Below are 23,390 nucleotides of genomic sequence, written 5' to 3'. Positions count from 1 at the left end.
TAAAGTAGAAATAAAAATACTTTTTTAGTGAAAAGCTATACAAGAATACTGAAAAAAACTTATAATATAATAATGAGATAAATATAAATAATGAAATAAAAAATTTTCTGGCAAAGCTTATATATGTTTAAATATAGTAGTTTATATATTATGAACAGAAGATTTCAGTTAGGAGGGCATAAATGGAGCTTTATGAAGCCATTTTTTATAGAAAATCTGTAAGAAATTTTTCCAGTAATAAGATAAAAAAGCCATTAATGGAAGAAATAAAGAGAAGTTGTAAAAATTTAGAATATTTAAATGAAGATTTAAATATTAAAGCGCATGTTGTTGATAGAGGTCATATAATACATTTCTTAATGGGTAAGGAATGTAAAGTAAAAGCACCTCATTATATAGTAATCACATCAAATAAAGGTGAAGATTATTTACAAAATATAGGTTTTGCTACAGAAGGTGTAGTTTTACGTCTTACAACATTGGGTGTAGCTACATGTTGGCTGGAGGGAAACTTAAAGAGAGAAGATATTTTAGAATTTGTAGATATAGGAAATAAAAACTCTGAAGAAGATGAAGAAGACGATTTAGATTATTTAGCTGGAATAAAAACAGAAGAAGATAAGGAAGAAGAAATAGAGTATCCTTATATAATAATAGCTTTTGGATATCCAGCGAGAAATGAGGATTTATTTAGAACAAGATATGCTAGACCTGATAGAAAACCAGTAAAAGATATGATAAATAAAATAAACAGAAATAAAAAGTGGAAAGAAGTATTAGAATTTACAAGAAGAGCTCCATCTATAAAGAATTCTCAACCGTGGTATTTCCATAAGGATGAACGAGGTCTTCATTTATTTGAAAAAAAACCTAAGAAACATTGTGAAGATATGAATAAAGTTAGCTTAGGCGTAGGATTAAGACATTTTGACATAGCATGTATAAAAAATAAAATAGATGTTTCATATGAAAAACTTCCAATAAGAAATAAAATAGGAAAATCATATTTTATAACTGTAGTTGAGCATGTGAAACCAGAAGAAGAGATACCAGAAGAAAGTGTAAGTCCAGAGAAAGAAGAATCACAAGAAGAATAAAATTTTGGAAGGGGATATTGGATATGTACAAGTGTGGAAAGTGTAATCTTAGGGGTTGTTCTGATGGAAATATGGATAAGCTAATGAAGATATGTCCTACTAGAGAAGTTGAACTACAACAAAAAGCAAAACAACTTTATGAGGAAGAGGAAAATAGAAAAATAGCTTATAATGCTGGATTAGTTGAGTCAGAAGGGTATTGTCAATATACTAGACTAAAAGAGATAATAGAGTTTGCTAAGAAATGTGATTATAAAAAAATAGGTATAGCATTTTGTATTGGATTAAAAAGAGAAATGCAAACAGTACAAAAAATATTTGAACACCATGGATTTGAAGTATTTTCGGTTATATGTAAAAATGGAGCAATATATAAGAGCACCGTTGGCTTAGAAGCATCTCAAACAATATCAAAGTGTGCAGATGAAATAATGTGTAATCCAATAGGACAGGCTTTGTTTTTAAATGAAGCTAAAGTTGACCTTAATGTAATTCTTGGATTATGTGTTGGACATGATACATTAGCCATGAAATATATGGAAGCTCCTATAACAACTCTAATTGTCAAAGATAGAGTAACTGGGCATAATCCAGCTGCTGCGATATATAACGCAGAGTCATATTTTGAAAAAAAATTGTTTGATAAAGATGAAGAATAATTCAAAGACTTATTGACATAAAAAGCAATTAGTGGTTTAATTATAAAAAAAGATAAAACTTTAAATTATCTTAGAGATACATAAAGTTATATTAATAAAGAAAAATATTACAGCTAAATTCCTTAAATTAGTCCAGAGAGACTAAAGGGTTATAGATAGTGTTAATATATAACCTCTAGTAAATCTTCTAGAGGTTTTTGATGAGTATAAAATAAAAATTTAAATATAATAAAGTCTTTTAAACTAGTCCAGAGAGACTGGGAAAGATATCTCATAGCTAAGAATTGAGTTATGTATAGATAAAATCCTTGTGCCTCTTTTGGTGTGAGGATTTTTTTATGAAGATTTAGGCTTTATTAAAAAGGAGATGTAAAAATGATAAATGGTAAAGAAAAATTAATAGTTGCAATTGATACTGACGAATTTGATAAAGCTAAAGAATTAATAGACAAATTAGAGGATAGTGTAGATATATTTAAAGTAGGATTAGAACAATATGTTGCTACAAAAGGAAAAACAATAGATTATCTTAAAGAAAAAGGGAAAAAAATATTTTTAGACCTTAAATTCCATGATATTCCAAATACTATGAAAAGTGCAGTAAGAGCTGCAGTGAGAGATAATGTTTGGTTAATGACAATACATGTATCAGATATGGAAGGAATGAGACAGTGTGCACTAGTTGCTAAAGAAGAAGCAGAAAGATTAAATATAGAAAAGCCTTTAGTAGTTGGAGTAACAGTTCTAACTTCATTAAGCAATCAAGACTTACAAGATATAGGATGCAATATGACAACAGAAGAGTTAGCTATAAAGAGAGCTAAACTGGCAAAAGAATCAGGAATAGATGGGGTTGTTTGTTCAGCACAAGAAGTAGATAAGATAGTAGAAGCATGTGGAACTGATTTTATAACAGTTTGTCCAGGCATAAGACCTAAATCAGCAGAGGTTGGAGACCAAAAAAGAGTTGTAACTCCATCAGATGCAATAAAAAGAGGAGCTCATTATTTAGTTGTTGGAAGACCTATAACAAAAGCAGAAAATCCAAGAGAATCAGCGATTAATATTGTAAAAGAAATAGAAAATGCTTAGATAAAATATTTGGGAGGTAGCTTATATGAAGGGGAAATTAATTTTAGAAGATGGAACAGTATTTGAAGGAAAAGCATTTGGATATCTAAAAGAAACTGTTGGAGAAGTTGTATTTAACACTTCAATGGCTGGATATGGAGAACTATTAACAGATGCAACTTATTATGGACAAATAGTTACTATGACTTATCCACTTATAGGTAACTATGGGATAAATCTAGAAGATGTAGAATCAAATAAAGTACAAGTAAAAGGATTTATTGTAAGAGAAAAAAGTGATAACCCAAATAATTTTAGATGTGAGATGGATATAGACACATACCTAAAGCAAAATAAGGTAATAGGGCTTGAAGGGATAGATACAAGAGCATTAACTAAAATTATTAGAAATAATGGAACAAAGAGAGGTATCATAACTTTAGAAAATGCATCATTACAAGATGTTGAATCTAAGTTAGCAGAGCATTGTAACAAGGATTCAGTAAAAAATGTTACAAGAAAAGAAATTGAAAATATTAAAGGGACTGGTGCAAAAGTTGTAGTTATAGATTTTGGTGTTAAAAATAGTATACTAGAGTCTCTTAAAGCTTGTAACTGTGATATAACTATAGTACCAGCGATGACTACATCAGAAGAAATTTTAAATATAAATCCTGACTTAATATTATTATCTAATGGACCAGGGAATCCAGAAGATGTAAATGATATAGTTGAAAATATAAAAAATTTAGTAGGTAAAAAGCCACTGACAGGAATCGGTTTAGGACATCAAATTTTAGCCTTGGCATTAGGAGGAAAAACTTCAAAGCTTACATTTGGACATAGAGGAGGAAATCATCCAGTTAAATGTTTAGAAACTGGAAAAGTGTTTATAACTTCTCAAAATCATGGATATAATGTTTCAGAAATGCCAGAAAATACAGAGATAACTCATATAAATTTAAATGACAATACTATAGAAGGAATGAAACATAAAGAATTACCAATATATAGTGTTCAGTACATTCCAGAATACACAACAACAGAAGATTTAGATTGTATATTTAACAAATTCTTAGCATTAATATAGATTTAGTATTATTTACAGATAGTAAAAACCATTTAGATAAGGAGAAAAATTTATGCCTAAATTAGATAGTATAAAGAAAACTTTAGTATTAGGGTCAGGACCAATAATAATAGGTCAAGCAGCGGAATTTGACTATTCAGGGACACAAGCTTGCCAATCTTTAAAAGAAGAGGGAATTGAAGTTGTATTAATAAACAGTAATCCAGCTACGATAATGACTGATAAAGAAGTGGCAGATAAAATATATATAGAACCATTAACAATAGAATTTATAGAAAAAATAATAGAAAAAGAAAGACCAGATAGTTTACTTGCAGGTATGGGTGGGCAAACAGGGCTAAACTTAGCAGTTGAGCTTTATGAAAAAGGAATACTAGATAAATATGGAGTAAAGATAATAGGAACTTCAGTAGAATCTATCAAAAAAGGTGAAGATAGAGATATATTTAGAGATGTAATGAAAGAAATAAATCAGCCAGTAATAGTTAGTGATATAGTTACAGATTTACAAGCAGGTCTTGACTATGCACTTACAATAGGTTATCCAGTAGTTGTAAGACCAGCGTATACATTAGGTGGAACTGGTGGAGGTATAGCCGATAATGAAGAAGAATTAAGAGAAATACTTTCACATGGATTACAATTAAGTCCAGTAGGTCAAGTTCTTCTTGAAAAGAGTATAAAAGGTTGGAAAGAAATAGAATATGAAGTAATAAGAGATTCAAAAGGTAACTGTATTGTTGTATGTAATATGGAGAATATAGACCCAGTTGGAGTTCATACAGGAGATAGTATAGTTGTTGCCCCAACTCAAACTCTAAGCAATAAAGAATGTGCGATGCTTAAAAAAGCATCTTTAGATATATTAAATGCAGTAGAAGTTCAAGGTGGATGTAATGTTCAATTTGCACTTAATCCACATAGTTTTGAATATGCAGTTATAGAGATAAATCCAAGAGTTAGTAGATCATCAGCTTTAGCATCAAAAGCTACAGGATATCCAATAGCTAAAGTTTCATCAAAAATAGCTCTAGGATACACTTTAGATGAGATAGAAAATGCAGTAACTAAAAAAACTTATGCTTGTTTTGAACCAACTATAGATTATGTAGTAGCAAAAATACCAAAATGGCCATTTGACAAATTTAAAAAAGCAAATAGAAAATTAGGAACTAAGATGATGGCAACTGGTGAAATAATGAGTATAGGAAGTAACTTTGAAGCAGCTATTCTTAAAGGAATAAGATCACTTGAGACAGGAAAATATTCATTGGTTCACACACCATCTGAAGAAAGAAGTATTGAGGAACTAAAGAAAAGAGTTGTAGTACCTGATGATGAGAGACTATTTGACTTAGCTGAGATGATAAGAAGAGGCTATAAAGTAGAAATGATAGAGCAAATTACAGGTATAGACAAATGGTTTATAAATAAATTTAAATGGATAGTAGAGCAAGAAGAAAAATTAAAAGTTATGAAAATTGAAGATTTAACTAAAGATTATCTTCTTGAATTAAAGAAAAAAGGATTTTCTGATAAAGGTATATCTGACTTAATGAAAATAAGTCCAGAAAAATTATATGAATTGAGAAGTCTATATAATATAAAACCAGCATATAAGATGGTTGATACTTGTGCAGGTGAGATAGATGCTATATCTCCTTACTATTATTCAACTTATGAACAATATGATGAGGTAGTTGTTAGTGATAAGAAAAAGGTAATAGTGTTGGGTTCTGGGCCAATAAGAATAGGCCAAGGTATAGAGTTTGACTATTGTTCAGTTCATTGTGTAAAATCTTTAAGAAAAATGGACATAGAAACTATAATTATAAACAATAATCCTGAGACAGTAAGTACAGATTTTGATACATCAGACAAGTTGTATTTTGAACCATTAACAGAAGAAGAAGTTCTAAGTATAATCGAAAAGGAAAAGCCAGAAGGTGTAATATTACAGTTTGGTGGGCAAACAGCTATAAAATTAGCTAAGTTCTTACACGAAAAAAATATACCTATATTAGGTACTGATTTTGATGATATAGATGCAGCAGAAGATAGAGAGAAGTTTGATGACTTATTAGAAAAACTAGATATAAATAGACCAAAAGGAAAAGGCGTATGGTCACTTAGTGAAGGTATTGAAATTGCTAATGAATTGGGTTATCCAGTATTAGTTAGACCATCTTATGTACTTGGTGGTCAAGGCATGGAAATAACTTATAATGAAGAAAAATTATCTCAATACTTACAGGATGCATTTGATAGAGACCACAAAAACCCAGTACTTATAGATAAATATCTAACTGGTAGAGAAATAGAAGTAGATGCGATATGTGATAGAGAAGATATATTAATACCTGGTATAATGGAGCATTTAGAAAGAGCTGGAGTTCACTCTGGAGACAGTACAACAATGTATCCAAGTCAAAATATATCTGATGAAATAAAAGAAAAGATAGTAGAATACACTAAAAAAATAGCTTTAGAACTTAATGTAATTGGTATGGTTAATATACAATTTATAGAATTCCAAAATGAATTATATATAATTGAGGTTAATCCTAGAGCTAGTAGAACAGTTCCATATATAAGTAAAGTTAGTGGAGTACCAATAGTTGACTTAGCAACTAAGTGTATGTTAGGAGCAAAATTAAAAGATTTAGGATATGGTACAGGAGTTTACAAAGAGCCAAAATTAGTATCAGTAAAAGTGCCAGTATTCTCAATGTCTAAATTATCTAAAGTTGAAGTAAGTCTAGGACCTGAGATGAAGTCTACAGGAGAGGTTCTAGGTGTAGGAGAAAACTTAGAAGAAGCTTTATACAAAGGATTTTTAGCAGCAGGTAGACATATGTCTGATGAAAGAGGAGTAGTACTTGCTACTGTTAATAATCTTGATAAAGATGAGTTTATAGAGATAGCAAAAGATATGAAAGAGTTAGGATACACTTTTGTCGCTACAGAAGGAACAGCTAAGAGTCTAAGAGAAAATGGAATAGAGGCTGATACAGTAAATAGAGTAGAAGAATCTAGACCAAATATATTAGATGCTATAAGAAATAAACAAGTTGATATAGTAATAAATACACCAACTAAAGGAAATGATTCTACAAGAGATGGATTTAAGATAAGAAGAACAGCGATTGAGTTCTCTACTGAGATAATGACATCTTTAGATACATTAAAAGCTTTAGTAGAAGTTAAGAAGAAACATCTAAACAAAGATAAGTTAAAAGTTTACAATATAGCTGAATAGACATTAATTTGATTTTATAGTTTAAGAATTTAATTATTAAATTAAAAATAAGAAGTTATTTTTTCTATGAGTTTTTACTTTTGAGATAACTTCTTTTTTTTAAGAAATTTGTAGTATAATAGAAAAAGATAAAAAATAAGTGTAAATAAGTATAAAACTAGAATGTAAAAGTGAAAAATATATATAGATATTTAAAAGCTTATATTTAGTTAATGTTCTTTAGTTTACCTAAAGAGAATTATAGGAGGTACTGTAATATGAAAGCAAGGTTAATATTAGAAGATGGCACAATTTTTATAGGAAAGGCATTTGGATATTTAGAAGAAAGTGTAGGAGAAGTAGTATTTAACACTTCTATGATAGGATATGGTGAAGTTCTAACAGACCCTTCTTACTATGGTCAAATAGTTACTATGACTTATCCTCTTGTAGGGAATTATGGTATAAATTTATCATCAGCAGAATCTGAAAAAGTACAAGTAAAGGGATTTATAGTAAGAGAGAAAAGTGATTCTCCAAGTAATTTTAGATGTGAAATTGATATAGACCAATATCTAAAGCAAAATAAAGTTATTGGGCTTGAGGGAATAGATACAAGAGCTTTGACTAAGATACTTAGAAATAATGGAACAATGAAAGGGATAATTACATTAGAAGACAGTAAGTTAGAAGATGTTAAACATAAATTGGATAAGTTTTCGAATACAGAAGCAGTTAGAACAGTTACAAGAAAAGAAGTAGAGCATATAAAAGGAAATGGCCCAAAAGTGGCTGTTATGGATTTTGGAGTTAAGAGAAACATATTAAGATCATTTGCAGCTCGTGGATGTGATATAACAATATTTCCAGCCACAACATCTCCAGAAGATGTATTAAGTATAAATCCTGACTTAATATTCTTGTCAAATGGACCTGGAGATCCAGAAGACCTAGAAGATGTTATAGCAAATATAAAAGCTCTTATCGGTAAAAAACCTATAGTTGGAATATGCCTAGGACATCAACTTTTAGCTTTAGCTCTTGGAGGGAAGACTGCTAAGCTTAAATTTGGGCATAGAGGTGGAAATCACCCAGTTAAAGATTTAGAAGAAGGAAAAGTATTTATAACTTCTCAAAATCATGGATATTATGTTTCAGAAGTTCCTGAACAAATGAAAATGACACATATAAATTTAAATGATAATACTGTTGAAGGAATGAGACATGAAAGTCTAGATGTATACAGTGTTCAGTACCATCCTGAAGCTTGCCCAGGACCAAAAGATAATGATTATATTTTCGACAAGTTTTTAGAGTTAGTAAAATAAAGAGTACTAAGATATAATTAAAAAATAAGAATAATTTAAATCAAAAAATGCATTGGTTTAATTAACATAGATATGTATAATGAGGAAATCTAAATTTAAGATGAAATAAAGTAATTAAAATTGATTATATAGATGATAAAGATAAGAACCGTGAAAATTGTTTAGATAAGGAGAAAGAGTTATGCCTAAATTAAATAGTATAAAGAAAACTTTAGTATTAGGGTCAGGGCCAATAATAATAGGTCAAGCTGCAGAGTTTGACTATTCAGGAACACAGGCTTGCCAAGCATTAAAAGAAGAGGGAATAGAAGTCGTATTAGTTAATAGTAATCCAGCTACTATAATGACTGATAAAGAGATTGCAGATAAAATATATATAGAACCATTAACAATAGAATTTATAGAAAAAATAATAGAAAAAGAAAGACCAGATAGTTTACTTGCAGGTATGGGAGGTCAAACAGGGCTTAACTTAGCTGTAGAACTACATGATGCTGGGATATTAGAAAAATACAATGTAAAAGTTATAGGAACATCTATAAACTCTATAAAAAAGGGCGAAGACAGAGACTTATTTAGAGAGGTAATGAAAGAAATAAATCAGCCAGTAATAGTTAGTGATATAGTTACAAATTTAGAAGCAGGGCTTGAATTTGCTGATAAAATAGGCTATCCAGTAGTTGTAAGACCAGCATATACATTAGGTGGAACTGGTGGAGGTATAGCTGATACTGAGGAAGAATTAAGAGAAACTCTTACACATGGTTTACAATTAAGTCCAGTAGGTCAAGTTCTTCTTGAAAAGAGTATAAAAGGATGGAAAGAAATAGAATATGAAGTAATGAGAGATGGAAATGGTAACTGTATAACTGTATGTAATATGGAAAATGTAGACCCAGTTGGAGTTCATACAGGAGACAGTATAGTTGTTGCTCCAAGTCAAACTTTAAGTGATGAAGAGTATCAACTACTTAGAAAAGCATCAATAGATATAATAAATGCAATAGAAGTTCAAGGTGGTTGCAATGTTCAAATAGCTTTAAATCCACATAGTTTAGAATATGCGATAATAGAAATAAATCCAAGAGTTAGTAGGTCATCAGCTTTAGCATCAAAAGCTACAGGCTATCCAATCGCAAAAGTAGCAGCTAAGATAGCTCTAGGATACACTTTAGATGAGATAGAAAATGCAGTAACTAAAAAAACATATGCTTGCTTTGAGCCAACATTAGATTATGTAGTAGTAAAAATACCAAAGTGGCCATTTGATAAATTTAGACATGCCAATAGAAAATTGGGAACTAAGATGATGGCAACTGGTGAAATAATGAGTATAGGAAGTAACTTTGAAGCAGCTATTCTTAAAGGAATAAGATCGCTTGAGACAGGAAAATATTCATTAGTTCATGCCCCATCAGAAGGTAGAACATTAGAAGAATTAAAGGCTAGAGTAGTAGTACCTGATGATGAGAGACTATTTGACTTAGCTGAAATGATAAGAAGAGGCTATAAAGTAGAAATGATTTCAGAAATAACTGGTGTTGATAAGTGGTTTATAAATAAATTTAAATGGATAGTAGAGCAAGAAGAAAAATTAAAAGTTCTAAAAATAGAAAACTTAGACAAAGAGTATTTACACGAATTAAAGAAAAAAGGATTCTCTGATAAAGGTATATCTGACTTAATGAAAATAAGTCCAGAAAAATTATACGAGTTGAGAAGTCTATATAATATACAGCCAGTTTATAAAATGGTTGATACATGTGGGGGAGAATTTGAAGCTTTATCACCTTACTATTATTCAACTTATGAGCAATATGATGAAGTAGTTGTTAGTGATAAGAGAAAGGTAATAGTGTTGGGCTCTGGGCCAATAAGAATAGGCCAAGGTATAGAGTTTGACTATTGTTCAGTTCACTGTGTAAAATCTTTAAGAAAAATGGGTATTGAGACTATAATTGTAAATAATAACCCAGAGACAGTAAGTACAGATTTTGATACCTCAGACAAGTTATATTTTGAACCATTAACAGAAGAAGAAGTTTTAAATATAATTGAAAAAGAAAAACCAGAAGGTGTGATATTACAGTTTGGTGGGCAAACAGCTATAAAATTAGCTAAGTTCTTACATGAGAAAAATATACCTATATTAGGAACAGATTTTAGAGATATAGATGCAGCAGAGGATAGAGAGAAGTTTGATGATTTATTAGAAAAACTAGACATAAATAGACCAAAAGGAAAAGGTGTATGGACAACTAACGAGGGTGTTGGGATTGCTAAGGAGTTAGGTTATCCAGTATTAGTTAGACCATCTTATGTACTTGGTGGTCAAGGTATGGAAATAACTTATAATGAAGAAAAATTAATTCAGTATTTGGATGATGCGTTTGATAGAGACCACAAAAATCCAGTACTAATAGATAAATATCTAACTGGTAGAGAAATAGAAGTAGATGCGATATGTGATAAAGAAGATATATTAATACCTGGTATAATGGAGCATTTAGAAAGAGCTGGAGTTCACTCTGGAGACAGTACAACAATGTATCCAAGTCAAAATATATCTGATGAAATAAAAGAAAAGATAGTAGAATATACTAAGAAAATGGCTTTAGAGCTTAACGTACTTGGTATGGTTAATATACAATTTATAGAATTCCAAAATGAGTTATATATAATTGAGGTTAATCCTAGAGCTAGTAGAACAGTTCCATATATAAGTAAAGTTAGTGGAGTACCAATAGTTGACTTAGCAACTAAATGTATGTTAGGGGCCAAATTAAAAGATTTAGGATACGGTACAGGAGTTTACAAAGAGCCAAAATTAGTATCAGTAAAAGTGCCAGTATTCTCAATGTCTAAATTATCTAAAGTTGAAGTAAGTCTAGGACCTGAGATGAAGTCTACAGGAGAGGTTCTAGGTGTAGGAGAAAACTTAGAAGAAGCTCTATACAAAGGATTTTTAGCAGCAGGTAGACATATGTCTGATGAAAGAGGAGTAGTGCTTGCTACTGTTAATAATCTTGATAAAGATGAGTTTATAGAGATAGCAAAAGACATGAAAGAGTTAGGATACACTTTTGTCGCTACAGAAGGAACAGCTAAAAGCTTAAGAGAAAATGGAATAGAGGCTGATACAGTAAATAGAATTGAAGAGCCTAGACCAAACATATTAGATGCTATAAGAAATAAACAAGTTGATATAGTAATAAATACACCAACTAAAGGAAATGATTCTACAAGAGATGGATTTAAAATGAGAAGAACAGCGATTGAGTTCTCTACTGAGATAATGACATCTTTAGATACATTAAAAGCTTTAGTAGAAGTTAAGAAGAAGCACCTAAATAAAGACAAGTTAAAAGTTTATAATATAGCTGAGTAGAGTAAGTTTATTAAAATATTTTAAAGGCGTTAGCCATAGAGGCTTTCGCCTTTTATTTTAATCAATAAATAGAGGATAAAGATGATAATCATGAATTTCTTCATGTATAAGATTTTCATATTTATCATAAGAATATTTAATTGTAACAACTATCTTATCTCCCTTAGATACATTTTTATAAAGTTTTTTACTCTTGATAGAATATATATCATTTTTGTATGAAGCATTAACTATAAAAATCTCTGATTCGTAATCAAATGTACCCATTATTGGGTTATAGTGTTTTGAATCTTCTCTATAGCAAAAACTATCAACAGTCATTATATAAGTGCCAAATGAAATCCATTTAGTATCTTTAAATAGATTTACTTTTTCATTGATATATGAAACCCCTGAAGTATCAAGAAATTTTTCTAATAGCATTTTTTTATCCATATAAAAAGCTCCCTTCATAATGTTTATTTATAGAAATAATTAAGAATTTAAAATACAGTTATTTAGCTACATACTGTAATCCTTTTTTATTTCTTTTTTTAATTTCTTAATTAAAATACTTAACATTATTAATACAATTATTAATATTATTAAAGCTATAATCAACCATGGTGGAGCTACATGACCAAAACTTCTATTGATTGTAAATGCAGTAGCGGCAAGAAGCCATCCAAATAAGTTTAAAAATACAATTCTTAAATTTGATAATTTTCGTAATAAAACCTTTTTAGGTTCTATTTTTTGTTTAAATATTGAGCGTAATTCTACTGATACTTCGTTACTGCCATCAAATCTTTCTATTGCCTTATTTTGTGCCTCATTTATATCATATCCATTCTCAATAAACTCGTTTGTAGAATCCATTAGATGTTCTCTTAATTCTTCTTTTAAATCTTGAATTTCTTTGCTAGTATCATTTTTATATAGTGCTCCTAAATACTCTTCTATTATTTTCATAAATCTATTCACCTCTCTTTAGAAATTTGTTCATAACATTTTGTATAAAGTTCCACTCTTGAATTTTTACTTCTAAATTTTCTTTTCCATAATCAGTTATATTATAATATTTTCTTCTACTTCCAAGACCTTGGTCGTTTCCCCAATATGATTTTATTAGACCTTTGGATTCTAATCTTTTAAGAGATACATAGAGAGTACTTTCCTTTAATTCAAAGCTTGTTTCGTCTCTAACCACTTTTGCTATTTCATATCCATATGAATCACCTTTGTTTAGTATTGATAATATTAAAGTATCAATATGACCTTTAAGTACTTCTTTGTTCAAGTCCATAAATTCACCTACTTTGTTTTATCATATACCTTATAATATGAGGTATATATAATTATATAATAAGACTTTCAATTTAATTTTTCAAGTATAAATTATAAAAGATACACTAATTTTAGGAATAATAGAAAGAATATACTTTTTCATTATAGAGACTAGGGTGTATGATTATAGACTAATTATGCGAAAATTATTGTACTTATATCGTGTTTTATGACCCAACTTGTATCTTTGTGATAAAAGAAATATAATAAATCAATAAAGGGTTATTTATTATTATATAACAACAAAATAGATTGATAAAATTTGGAAAACTACAGATAGAGAGTATAAAATCAGTAAAATAAAGGGGGATGAAAATAAATGAAGAGGATATTTTTGGTTGAGGATGACAAGGCAATTGCTAAGAACCTTATTCTTTTGCTAAATGCAGAAGGATTTACAGTAATCCATGCTTCCACAAGAAGTGAAGCACTTGATGAGATTGCTAGCAATAAATTTGACTTGGCACTGATTGATATTTCCTTGCCTGATGGAAATGGATTTACAGTTTGTACAGAAATTAAAGAAACACAAGACATCCCAGTTATCTTTCTGACAGCTTCTGGTGATGAATCGAGTGTTGTTACTGGGCTGAACATGGGTGCGGATGACTATATCACTAAACCTTTTCGTCCACGTGAATTGATTGCACGAATTAAAACAGCACTGAGAAAAAGTGAGCGTTTTGGGGCAACTTTTGAAATCTGTGGTCTTTATATTGATACAGCAAGTGGTGTCGTGAAAAAAAATGGTAATGAAGTTTTTCTTTCAGCTCTAGAATATCGATTGTTGCTGGTGTTTATTAGTAATCCCAAAAGTATTATTACGAGGGTTAAATTGCTTGATGAATTGTGGGATGCAGCAGGTGAGTTTGTAAATGACAATACATTGACTGTGTACATTAAACGCCTGAGGGAGAAGATAGAGGATGACCCTTCAAGTCCACAGATAATTTTGACTGTTCGTGGAACAGGGTATAGATTGGGGGGAGGACATGTTTCGGAATAGAGAGTTTCGTAGGTTTGCTATTTTGTTCTTATTAATAACTATTGTCACTGTAACTCTAGGATTTGCAATCAATATGATGGCTGGAATCCTTGTAATTGTATCTGACACTACTTTTGGTACATTATTTCTTATATTTACTAGGGCCCGATACAAAAGTATTGCACATATTTCAGAACAAATTGATATTGTGCTTCATAATACTGACCATATGTATATTGCTGAAATAGATGAGGGAGAACTTTCTATTCTTCAAAGTGAGATAACTAAAATGACATTGCGTATTCGGGAACAAAATGAAGCACTAAAAAGAGAAAAAAGACATCTTGCTGATTCTTTAGCTGATATAGCGCACCAGCTTCGAACTCCTCTTACATCAGTAACTCTTATTATGTCATTATTAGAGACTAATACTGATGAAGATGAACGGAAAGGTCTAATACGAGAGACAGAGGAACTGCTCTTGCAGGTGGATTGGTTACTTACCTCTCTATTAAAATTATCTCGATTGGATGCTGGCATTGTGGAGTTTCAAAGTGAACAGATAGACATAAATGACTTGATATATGCTTCTCTTAGACCATTTATGATTTCAATGGAGCTACATAATATCGATTTACAAATAGATATTCCTAAAAGGATGTTTATTAATGGTGATTCAAGTTGGCTTTCGGAAGCAATTCAAAACATCCTCAAAAACTGCATAGAAAAGGTAGGAGATAGTGGTAAGATTGAGATTGTTTGTGAGGATAACACACTGTTTACTGAGATTACCATTCATGATAGCGGGATGGGAATTGGAAAAGAAGATTTGCCATTTATTTTTGACAGGTTTTATCGTGGGAAAAACACAAACATGGCAGGGTATGGGATTGGATTGTCTCTATGCAAGATGATTATAACACGTCAAGGAGGAACAATTAATGCGAAAAATCATCCACAGGGTGGCGCGATATTTGCTATACGTTTTCCAAAGTGACTAATCTCTCATCTTAAAGTCACAGAGATGTAAGCTGAAAGTTCTATTATATGGGTAAACCATAAGAAAGGAGACTCACATAATGGAGTTTTTAAAAATTGAAAATTTATGCAAGGTATATGGAAAAGGTGAAAATCAGGTTACTGCACTTGACAATATTTCACTTACTATCCAAAAAGGAGAATTTACTGCTATTATAGGCTCCTCTGGTTCTGGTAAATCTACATTACTACACGCCATTGCAGGTGTAGATGTGCCAACAAGTGGAAAGATATACCTAGATGGGCAAGATGTATATGGCCAGAGTAATGAAAAACTTGCTATTTTTCGTAGACGTCAAGTTGGATTGATTTATCAGTTTCACAATCTGATACCAACACTAAATGTAGTGGAAAATATTACTTTGCCTATACTTATGGATAAGCGTAGGGTTAACAAGGAACGACTAAATGACCTGTTGGAGTTACTTGGATTAAAAGAGCGAAGAATGCATTTGCCAAATCAACTTTCTGGAGGTCAGCAACAACGTGTAGCAATCGGTCGTGCTTTAATGAATGCACCAGCAGTTATGCTTGCTGATGAACCTACTGGTAGCTTAGACAGTAAAAATGGACAGGATATTATCCAGCTATTGAAAGAAAGTCATAATAAATATCATCAGACCCTTATAATTGTCACACATGATGAAAATATTGCATTACAGGCAGATAGAATTATCTGTATTGCAGATGGAAAAGTAGTGCGTGATGAAAGGCTGGTGAATCGTTCATGAACATTTTCAACAAAGTTGCACTGCAAGGTATGAAAAAAAATCGTACACGAACTCTTGTAACAATTATAGGGGTCGTACTATCTGCTGCCATGATTACGGCAGTCACAACATTTGGAGTTTCTTTGATAGACTATTTGACAAAAGGTGCTATTTCGAAGTATGGTGATTGGCATGTTGAGTTTTTAGATGTTGATTCATCTTTCATCCAGAAACAGGCAGGTAATGATGAAGTTACAAATACCACAGTCTTTGAAAATATCGGCTATGCAACACTTAGTGGCAACAGAAATCCAGATAAGCCATATCTTTTTATAGCTGGATTCAACAAAGAAACCTTTGATACTGTGCCTATAGATTTGATTTCAGGAAGATTGCCTAAAAACAGTGGAGAGATTCTTGTTTCCAGTAAAGTTGCAACAGATGGTGGTGTCAAATTCGCAGTAGGCGACACTGTTTCATTAGATATAGGTAGACGTATAAATGATGTAAATGAGAGGCTTGGTCAAGGTGATTTATACACTGCTGGAGGGGAAACTCTTGTATCACAAGATAAGAGGACATATAAAGTTGTTGGTATATGTCGAAAGCCTATCTTTGAGGAATCTTCTGCACCATGATATACCTTGATAACTAAAGCTGATGCACAATTCAAAGGGGATAGTTTTAGCTTGTTTGCCACATTGAAAAATCCTCGTAAAGCCCATTCTTATGTAAGTAGCACTGGAGAACGTGCTTATGTTTTCAATGATAACGTGTTACGTTTCATGGGAGCTTCTGACAACAAGCTATTCAATGTGTTTTTATATTCGGTTGGTGGGATTGTGCTTGCTATCATAATGATTGGCTCGATTTTTCTAATCTATAATTCGTTTAATATGTCGTTGAATGAACGAACACAACAGTTTGGAATCCTTTCATCTGTTGGAGCTACAGCAAAGCAGTTACGGAATTCAGTGTTGTTTGAGGGATTTTGTATTGGTACTGTTGGGATACCAATTGGTGTCGCAGTTGGAATACTCAGTATTAAGCTTGTGATTTCTGTTATTTCCAAAAACTTTGCAAATGTTCTATATACTAACGTCCCTCTGACCTTGACTTTATCTATTCTCGCAATTATTGTTGCAGTAGTGGTTAGTATGGTTACTATCTTAATCTCAGCTTATATTCCGGCCAGAAAGGCAGCTAATACACCAGTGATGGAGTGTATACGCCAGACTAATGAAGTAAAAGTCGAATCTAAAGCTGTGAAGACATCAAATCTTTCACAACGCATTTATGGTTTGGAGGGAACTCTCGCTCTGAAAAATTTTAAAAGAAATAAGAAACGCTATCGCAGTATAGTTTTATCATTAGCTCTCAGTATAGTGTTATTTATATCGACTAGTGCTTTAGTAGGAGATTTAAAACAGATGTCAAGCCAGAAATCAGAGGTTACTGACCATGACATTATCTTTTCCACACAAGGCATGAGTGACAGTGAAATGCTAAAGCTATATGATAAGATGAAGAGTGCTAATGGTGTTTACGAAGGTTTGTATCAAGAAATGATTACTTATTCATGTATCGTTAAAGGAAGTAAGCTTACAGAAAATTACTTACAACATGAAAATATGCATGCAACAAATGAAACAGTCAATTTACCAGTAGATATGCAATTTCTTGATGACAGTACTTATCTGAATATTATCAAAGGTCTTGGCTTAAACACAAAAGAATATACTGGAGAAAATGCAAAGATGCTTGCTGTTTCTATGGCTGTTGAGGATGACCATACTATTGATATTTTTACAAACTCCTCTATGAATGTTAATCTTACCTCTGAAACTGATGGTAATTTGGATAATGTTGAAAAGCAAAATGTAAACATTACATTTGTAAAAATAGTGCCACCTGATTCTCCTCCAAGTGCAAGAAATTCTAAGAATAAGCAAGTAAACTTCAGAATACTAGCTCCTTATTCAGTCAAATATAAGTTTGAGGCTCTTGATGTTTCTACAGGAATCAAGAGTATGGGATTTCAATCAAAAAATCCAACTCAGTCAGTTGCAGAAATGGAAAAGATTATTGAGAGTGAGGGCGTTACAGTTGAGCATAATCTCTACAATATATATGGAATGATGGACGATAATCGTAATTACATATTCATTGTCAACGTATTCGCCTATACTTTCATCATTATGATTTCACTTATTTCTGTCGCTAATGTTTTCAATACAATTTCTACGAATATCAAGTTGCGTCGTAGAGAGCTTGCCATGCTTCGTTCTATTGGAATGTCTGAGCGTGATTTCCAAAAAATGATGAATTTTGAGTGTATATTTTATGGTATGAGGGCTCTTCTATTTGGGCTACCTATAGCAGTAATTTCTTCCTGGTTAATTCATAAAGGAATGGTAGCAGATGATATTAACTTTATGTTTCCATGGGTAAGTATCGGAATAAGTGTGTTTGGCGTTCTCTTTATCATATTCATTACAATGTTGTATACTACTAATAAGATAAAAAAAGAAAATATTATCGATGCACTGCGAGATGATATGGCTTAATTTAAGGTATATGTTAATTTTATAGAAAAATAATTCTAAGAGATGGCGCATAATAAAAGAATAGTAATTTATACTAAAAATAGGAGGGAATTAGCATTAGCTACATTCCCTCCTATTTTCTTAAAAAATTTACTGAGAAAGGTCAATTAAACTAAACATCTTAAGTCAATTTCTCTCTTTTTAACTTGTATCTGAATTTCAGTTAGAAGTTCTTCTTCATTGTTTGTAGATAAAGGGTCTATTATAGGTATTTCATATATATAATTTTCAATAGGTATTCTTTTATACTCAACATAATCAACTAATTTTTTAAAAGCAGTATAATTTTCTTTGTAAGGTCCTTTATATGTCATACAGATGAAATCGCCAGCTGAAATTTCTGTTATATATTTTTGCGATTTTGTATCAAATAAATCTCTTTCAACTGTAACAAAGCTATTATCATAAATGACTTTATCTTCCTTTAAAAATTTATCTATAGATACAAGTCCACTTACGCCACCATAAAATACAGATATATTATCTTCTAATATATTCGCTATTTGTCTTCTTGAAAGTTCCATAGTTTCTTCACTACTTAACCCTTCTTCATATTCTATAGATAATATACTTCTTCTTGGAATATGCTTTCTAACTATTTTATTAACATCATCTACTTTCATACCTTTTTCCATTGTTTCTTTCTTAGTACTTAGCACTTTTTTTATAAGTTCTAATTCTTTAATTTTCTCGTCCACTATATTAATTTTATTAGTTAGCAGTTTTAGAATTTCTTCATTATTTTCATCAAGTTTTGATTTAATTTCCTTTAAAGGCATACCTAGATATTTTAAGTATTTTATAATATCTAATTGTGAAAATTGGTCAATTGAGTAATATCTGTAATTGCTTTCTTGATCAACATGAACAGGTTTAAATAAGTCTATTTGGTCATAGTATCTTAGTGTCTGTATACTTATTTTATGAAGCTTTGACATCTCTCCTATTGAAAACTTTTTACTCATACAATCACCTCATTTGAGATTTAAAATATATTCCATGGATATTTATCAGGCGTATTACATGTAAATTCCATTTTTTCTTTTGTAGTAGGATGGTAGAGTTCTATTTTATTAGACCAAAGAGCTATTTGTTGTCCAACTTTATTTATTTCTTTACCATACCTTTGGTCTCCATATAATGGATGTTTTCTGCTTGAAAATTGAACTCTTATTTGATGAGAACGACCAGTTTTCAAGTTTACTTGAACCAAGCTTAGGTTTTCTTTAAAGTTTAATATCTTATAGTCAAGTTCAGCTTCTTTGGCATCTTTATGATTTTTTTTCACTACAGTTACCATATTAGTCTTTTTATTCTTATATAAAAAATCTTTTAATGTATCTTTATCAGATTTCATATTGCCATGTATAATAGCGAGATAAGTTTTATTGAAGGTCTTATTTCTTACTTGTTCAGACAATCTTGATGCTGCTTTTGATGTCTTTGCAAAAACCATAACTCCACCTACTGGTCTATCTAATCTATGTATTAAACCAATATATACATTTCCAGGTTTGTTATACTTTTTTTTTACATAGTCTTTTAAAAGATTTACCATATCTTTATCATTAGTATCATCTCCTTGAGATAATATATTAACTGGTTTTTCTACAACGAGTAAATGGTTATCTTCATATATGACTCTTATCATTACTTTTTCTCCCATCTTCCAAATATACCACAAGGAAGTATCTTACCATCTCTAGAAGCTGGTATTCCTAATTCTCCACCATATATATCTCCTGCATTTGCTTTTTTGCCTATTGTTGTAGATAGTACATTTTCAAGGACTATTGGAGAAAAACCTGTTGTATAAGAATTAATCAAGAAAAATAATGGGTCATCTGATAAAACTCCCATACATAAGTCTACAAAACTATATAATTTTTCTTCTATTTGCCATACCTCTCCTTTAGGACCTCTTCCATAAGAAGGTGGGTCCATTATTATCGCATCATATTTTTTCCCTCTTCTTATTTCTCTTTCAACAAACTTTACAACATCATCCACTATAAATCTTACTGTTTGATTTTTAAGACCAGATAACTCTATGTTTTCTTTTGCCCAATTAACCATACCTTTTGCTGCGTCAACATGGCATACTTCTGCACCAGCAGATGCACAAGCTACTGTAGCCCCACCTGTATATGCAAATAGATTTAACACTTTTATAGGTCTGTCAGCTTTCTTTATTTTGTCTATCATCCAATCCCAATTGGCTGCTTGTTCTGGAAATAATCCAGTATGTTTAAATCCAGTTGGTTTAATGTGAAACTTTAAATTTTTATAATTTATAGTCCATTGTTCAGGGTATCTTTTTTTGTGTTCCCATTGCCCCCCACCTTTATTACTTCTATGATAATGTCCATGAGGGTTTTTCCATAATGCCCATTCAGATTCCATTGGCCATACAACTTGTGGGTCTGGTCTTCTAAGTACATAATTACCCCAACGTTCTAATTTTTCTCCATTTCCCATATCTATAAGTTCATAATCTTTCCATTTATCTGCTAATAATAACATATCTTTCCTCCTATAAAATAACTCTCAATCCTATGTATTATACCACAAAATTAGTCATTTTTTGCTGTTTTAGATACTTTCTATTCTTTACATTTACTATTAACATTATTACTGTTTTAAGCATATTATATTGTATCTGATTTTTTTAATAAAAGGGGGAGGATTTTAATGGAAAATAATCAATCTACAAATACTTGTACATATAATATATTATATGTGCAATTTAATGAAGACTTTGAAAGAAGTAAGTATTTTTCTTATGATGTAAAGTATCCGATTATATACAATATCAGAAATCAATCTACTTTCGTAAATCCAGCTATTTTAAATAATATAAACAACGCTGTAAGAATGACTGTAAACAATTTTAAAAATGGCTTAAAGGAAGAAGAACAAGAGTATAATAATGCAGCTTCTCAAAATTCACTTCCAAAACAAAGTTACTGGGTATCAACTAGTTATGCAGTTACTTTTAATAAAAATTATGTACTAAGTATGATATTAAGCCTTATGGGATTTGCTAATAATGCTGGACCTAAATATAATACATTGAATAATTACAACATAGATTTGACAACTGGGAAAGAACTTTTAATTGGTGATATTTTTAGAGATGGGACTGATTATATAAATATAATAACTGATTATATAAAGTCTCAGATAAATGAAAATAGAGATATGTATTATTCTAATGTAGAATTGGTTATACCTGAAGACCAAGCTTTTTATCTTACAGATGATGGAATCGTTATCTATTTTGGAGTCGATGAAATAGCACCTGAAAGCTTCGGGATACCTAAGTTTGAGATGAAATTTTCTGATTTCGGCAATTTTATAAATTCACGTTTCTATTGTATTTCTCCAGATATATATGTTCAATCAAGAGGAAAATCGAAACATTTTATAGTATAAAAATATAGATAATTCTGAGCCCTATTTTAGTATTTATACTGGAGTAGGGTTAAGATTTATCTATCTTAAATAATGTGATTTAAACTGTACTATTTATATGTGTTAATTATATAAATTTAGACATATTGATAAATATTTAAAATAGCACGATTGTTTTGTATTAAAAGTTTTAACTTTTGAATCCACAAGAGGTTTATATTATTATATACATTTAAGTCACTATTTTTTTTTATACATTTGCTGATAAGCAGAGTTTTTATTGATAACCTCTACATCTAAATTGGGATTACTTACCACTTCATATAAAAAGAGCTTTCCTAATTTTAATCTGATATTCATCTCCAACCTGTTCCATTCATAGCCTTTGAACAATTCTTTTAATAAAAAAACTTCTCCACAATTGATGTTTTTTAATTCATCTATTGCTTCTTTTAACAGACTATTCATATTATTTCCTCCAATTTGTATAAACTCATTAATTTCATTATATTGGTAAATTTTGACAGAGTCAAACAAATTATAAAGGAATTATTATGGTGTCAAAAGTTAACAGTATTGACACCAAAAAACCATTTTAGTAAAATGGATAAAGATGATTAGATACAAGCCTCTAGGCAACTTCTGTACTAAATCTTTATGTTAGGAAGTGATTATTATTATATATGGATATTGTCGTGTAAGCACAAAAAATCAAACAGATAACAATAGTCTGTATCAGCAACAACAGGAAATATTGAGTAAATATAATGATGCTAAGATAATAAAAGAAACTTATACAGGTACTACTACAAATAGACCTAAGTTTGAAAAAGTTATATCATCTTTAAAAAAGGGCGATTTACTTGTTGCAACTAAATTAGATAGACTAGCTAGGAGTACATCAGAAGGAATACAATTAATAGAGGGATTGTTTGCTAAAGAAGTGAGTGTTCACATTTTAAACATAGGACTCTTAGAAAATACTTCAATGGGAAAATTCTTTCTAACTACATTGCTTGCAGTTGCAGAGCTTGAAAGAAATATGATAATAGAGCGTACTCAATTAGGTAAAGAATTTGCTAGAAAGAAAAAGGATTTTAAAGATGGTAGACCAAAGAAATACAGTAATCAACAGATACAATATGCATTAGGTTTATTAAACTCTAAGCCATATAGAGAGGTTGTGAAGATGACTGGCATCTCTAAAAGTACACTTATTCGTGCAAAGAAATCAATATAATAGAGGTATAATTTATGAAAAATTAGAGGTATAAATAAACTAAAGATATTTATACTTCTAACTAATCTTATTTTCAGCTATAATGCATAAAAGATTCTTAAAGTTTTTGTAAGTTATTTTTTATATTATATAATTTTATTGTCAGGGTATGACTGATTAAAAATATTAAGTAATATTAAAATATTTAACTGTAGTATATC

The 23,390-nt window shown here is 30.6% G+C and carries 21 protein-coding genes; 14 read left to right on the top strand and 7 right to left on the bottom strand.

What is annotated here, in order from left to right; translation table 11 throughout:
* Window positions 1–182 precede the first annotated feature (182 nt).
* The 7 genes from Q3304_RS17930 (at window position 183) to carB (Q3304_RS17900) (ending at window position 11,871) form a co-directional block, all read left to right on the top strand.
* Window positions 183–1,097 carry a nitroreductase family protein gene (locus Q3304_RS17930; RefSeq protein WP_407815158.1) on the top strand — a complete coding sequence of 305 codons (915 nt, stop codon included), beginning with the start codon at window positions 183–185 and terminating at the stop codon, window positions 1,095–1,097.
* Window positions 1,098–1,120: 23 nt separating this feature from the next.
* A complete protein-coding gene (locus tag Q3304_RS17925; protein WP_407815157.1) occupies window positions 1,121–1,756 on the top strand; it encodes a DUF1847 domain-containing protein in 636 nt (211 codons plus the stop codon).
* A 375-nt stretch (window positions 1,757–2,131) separates the two neighbouring features.
* Complete coding sequence (pyrF, locus tag Q3304_RS17920; RefSeq protein WP_054277797.1) at window positions 2,132–2,848, top strand: orotidine-5'-phosphate decarboxylase; 717 nt, start codon at window positions 2,132–2,134, stop codon at window positions 2,846–2,848.
* Window positions 2,849–2,873: 25 nt separating this feature from the next.
* A complete protein-coding gene (carA, locus tag Q3304_RS17915) occupies window positions 2,874–3,917 on the top strand; it encodes a glutamine-hydrolyzing carbamoyl-phosphate synthase small subunit (protein ID WP_407815156.1) in 1,044 nt (347 codons plus the stop codon).
* Between the two features lie 52 nt (window positions 3,918–3,969).
* The gene (gene carB / locus Q3304_RS17910; protein WP_074178769.1) at window positions 3,970–7,176 is read left to right on the top strand and encodes a carbamoyl-phosphate synthase large subunit; all 3,207 of its coding nucleotides are present in this window, start codon (window positions 3,970–3,972) and stop codon (window positions 7,174–7,176) included.
* Window positions 7,177–7,433: 257 nt separating this feature from the next.
* On the top strand, window positions 7,434–8,483 hold the full coding sequence (carA, locus tag Q3304_RS17905) for a glutamine-hydrolyzing carbamoyl-phosphate synthase small subunit (protein ID WP_054272032.1): 1,050 nt from the start codon (window positions 7,434–7,436) through the stop codon (window positions 8,481–8,483).
* A 181-nt stretch (window positions 8,484–8,664) separates the two neighbouring features.
* Window positions 8,665–11,871 carry a carbamoyl-phosphate synthase large subunit gene (carB, locus tag Q3304_RS17900; RefSeq protein WP_407814909.1) on the top strand — a complete coding sequence of 1,069 codons (3,207 nt, stop codon included), beginning with the start codon at window positions 8,665–8,667 and terminating at the stop codon, window positions 11,869–11,871.
* Between the two features lie 57 nt (window positions 11,872–11,928).
* Here carB (Q3304_RS17900) and Q3304_RS17895 read toward each other — a convergent pair whose 3' ends face one another.
* The 3 genes from Q3304_RS17895 to Q3304_RS17885 form a co-directional block, all read right to left on the bottom strand.
* On the bottom strand, window positions 11,929–12,306 hold the full coding sequence (locus tag Q3304_RS17895) for a DNA polymerase III subunit delta (RefSeq protein ID WP_407814910.1): 378 nt from the start codon (window positions 12,304–12,306) through the stop codon (window positions 11,929–11,931).
* A gap of 66 nt (window positions 12,307–12,372) precedes the next feature.
* Window positions 12,373–12,822, bottom strand: coding sequence for a permease prefix domain 1-containing protein (locus Q3304_RS17890; RefSeq protein ID WP_407814911.1), 450 nt, complete (start codon window positions 12,820–12,822; stop codon window positions 12,373–12,375).
* Between the two features lie 4 nt (window positions 12,823–12,826).
* Window positions 12,827–13,156 carry a PadR family transcriptional regulator gene (locus Q3304_RS17885; RefSeq protein WP_054272018.1) on the bottom strand — a complete coding sequence of 110 codons (330 nt, stop codon included), beginning with the start codon at window positions 13,154–13,156 and terminating at the stop codon, window positions 12,827–12,829.
* A 360-nt stretch (window positions 13,157–13,516) separates the two neighbouring features.
* Between Q3304_RS17885 and Q3304_RS17880 the strand changes: the two genes are divergently transcribed.
* The 5 genes from Q3304_RS17880 (at window position 13,517) to Q3304_RS17860 (ending at window position 18,497) form a co-directional block, all read left to right on the top strand.
* On the top strand, window positions 13,517–14,203 hold the full coding sequence (locus Q3304_RS17880) for a response regulator transcription factor (RefSeq protein WP_054272017.1): 687 nt from the start codon (window positions 13,517–13,519) through the stop codon (window positions 14,201–14,203).
* Window positions 14,190–15,179 carry a sensor histidine kinase gene (locus tag Q3304_RS17875; RefSeq protein ID WP_407814912.1) on the top strand — a complete coding sequence of 330 codons (990 nt, stop codon included), beginning with the start codon at window positions 14,190–14,192 and terminating at the stop codon, window positions 15,177–15,179. The genes Q3304_RS17880 and Q3304_RS17875 overlap by 14 nt, the downstream gene beginning before the upstream one ends.
* An 82-nt stretch (window positions 15,180–15,261) precedes the next feature.
* The gene (locus Q3304_RS17870) at window positions 15,262–15,951 is read left to right on the top strand and encodes an ABC transporter ATP-binding protein (protein WP_054272015.1); all 690 of its coding nucleotides are present in this window, start codon (window positions 15,262–15,264) and stop codon (window positions 15,949–15,951) included.
* Complete coding sequence (locus Q3304_RS17865) at window positions 15,948–16,568, top strand: ABC transporter permease (protein WP_407814913.1); 621 nt, start codon at window positions 15,948–15,950, stop codon at window positions 16,566–16,568. Before Q3304_RS17870 ends, Q3304_RS17865 begins: the two co-directional genes overlap by 4 nt.
* A 6-nt stretch (window positions 16,569–16,574) precedes the next feature.
* Window positions 16,575–18,497 (top strand): ABC transporter permease, encoded by a 1,923-nt coding sequence (locus Q3304_RS17860; RefSeq protein ID WP_407814914.1) that lies wholly within the window; start codon window positions 16,575–16,577, stop codon window positions 18,495–18,497.
* 146 nt (window positions 18,498–18,643) lie between these two features.
* Here Q3304_RS17860 and Q3304_RS17855 read toward each other — a convergent pair whose 3' ends face one another.
* From Q3304_RS17855 to Q3304_RS17845, 3 genes are read right to left on the bottom strand one after another with little or no spacing between them, the layout of a single operon-like run.
* A complete protein-coding gene (locus tag Q3304_RS17855) occupies window positions 18,644–19,501 on the bottom strand; it encodes a MerR family transcriptional regulator (protein WP_054272013.1) in 858 nt (285 codons plus the stop codon).
* Window positions 19,502–19,521: 20 nt separating this feature from the next.
* Window positions 19,522–20,187, bottom strand: a complete 666-nt coding sequence (locus Q3304_RS17850; protein ID WP_407814915.1) for an RluA family pseudouridine synthase — start codon at window positions 20,185–20,187, stop codon at window positions 19,522–19,524.
* Window positions 20,187–21,059: a class I SAM-dependent methyltransferase gene (locus Q3304_RS17845; RefSeq protein WP_054277786.1), complete on the bottom strand. Its 873-nt coding sequence runs from the start codon at window positions 21,057–21,059 to the stop codon at window positions 20,187–20,189. Before Q3304_RS17845 ends, Q3304_RS17850 begins: the two co-directional genes overlap by 1 nt.
* A 168-nt stretch (window positions 21,060–21,227) precedes the next feature.
* Between Q3304_RS17845 and Q3304_RS17840 the strand changes: the two genes are divergently transcribed.
* Window positions 21,228–21,971, top strand: a complete 744-nt coding sequence (locus tag Q3304_RS17840; protein ID WP_054272010.1) for a DUF3298 and DUF4163 domain-containing protein — start codon at window positions 21,228–21,230, stop codon at window positions 21,969–21,971.
* A 219-nt stretch (window positions 21,972–22,190) separates the two neighbouring features.
* Here the strand turns inward: Q3304_RS17840 and Q3304_RS17835 are convergent, their stop codons facing one another.
* Window positions 22,191–22,418, bottom strand: a complete 228-nt coding sequence (locus Q3304_RS17835) for a single-stranded DNA-binding protein (protein WP_054272009.1) — start codon at window positions 22,416–22,418, stop codon at window positions 22,191–22,193.
* A 202-nt stretch (window positions 22,419–22,620) separates the two neighbouring features.
* On the opposite strand from Q3304_RS17835, the gene Q3304_RS17830 reads away from it, so the two are divergent.
* A complete protein-coding gene (locus Q3304_RS17830) occupies window positions 22,621–23,190 on the top strand; it encodes a recombinase family protein (RefSeq protein WP_074178786.1) in 570 nt (189 codons plus the stop codon).
* Window positions 23,191–23,390: the final 200 nt, after the last annotated feature.

The sequence above is a fragment of the Clostridioides sp. GD02377 genome, from assembly GCF_045899875.1.
Taxonomy (GTDB): Bacteria; Bacillota; Clostridia; order Peptostreptococcales; family Peptostreptococcaceae; genus Clostridioides; species Clostridioides difficile_A.
This window is presented reverse-complemented; position numbering and strand designations above follow the sequence as displayed.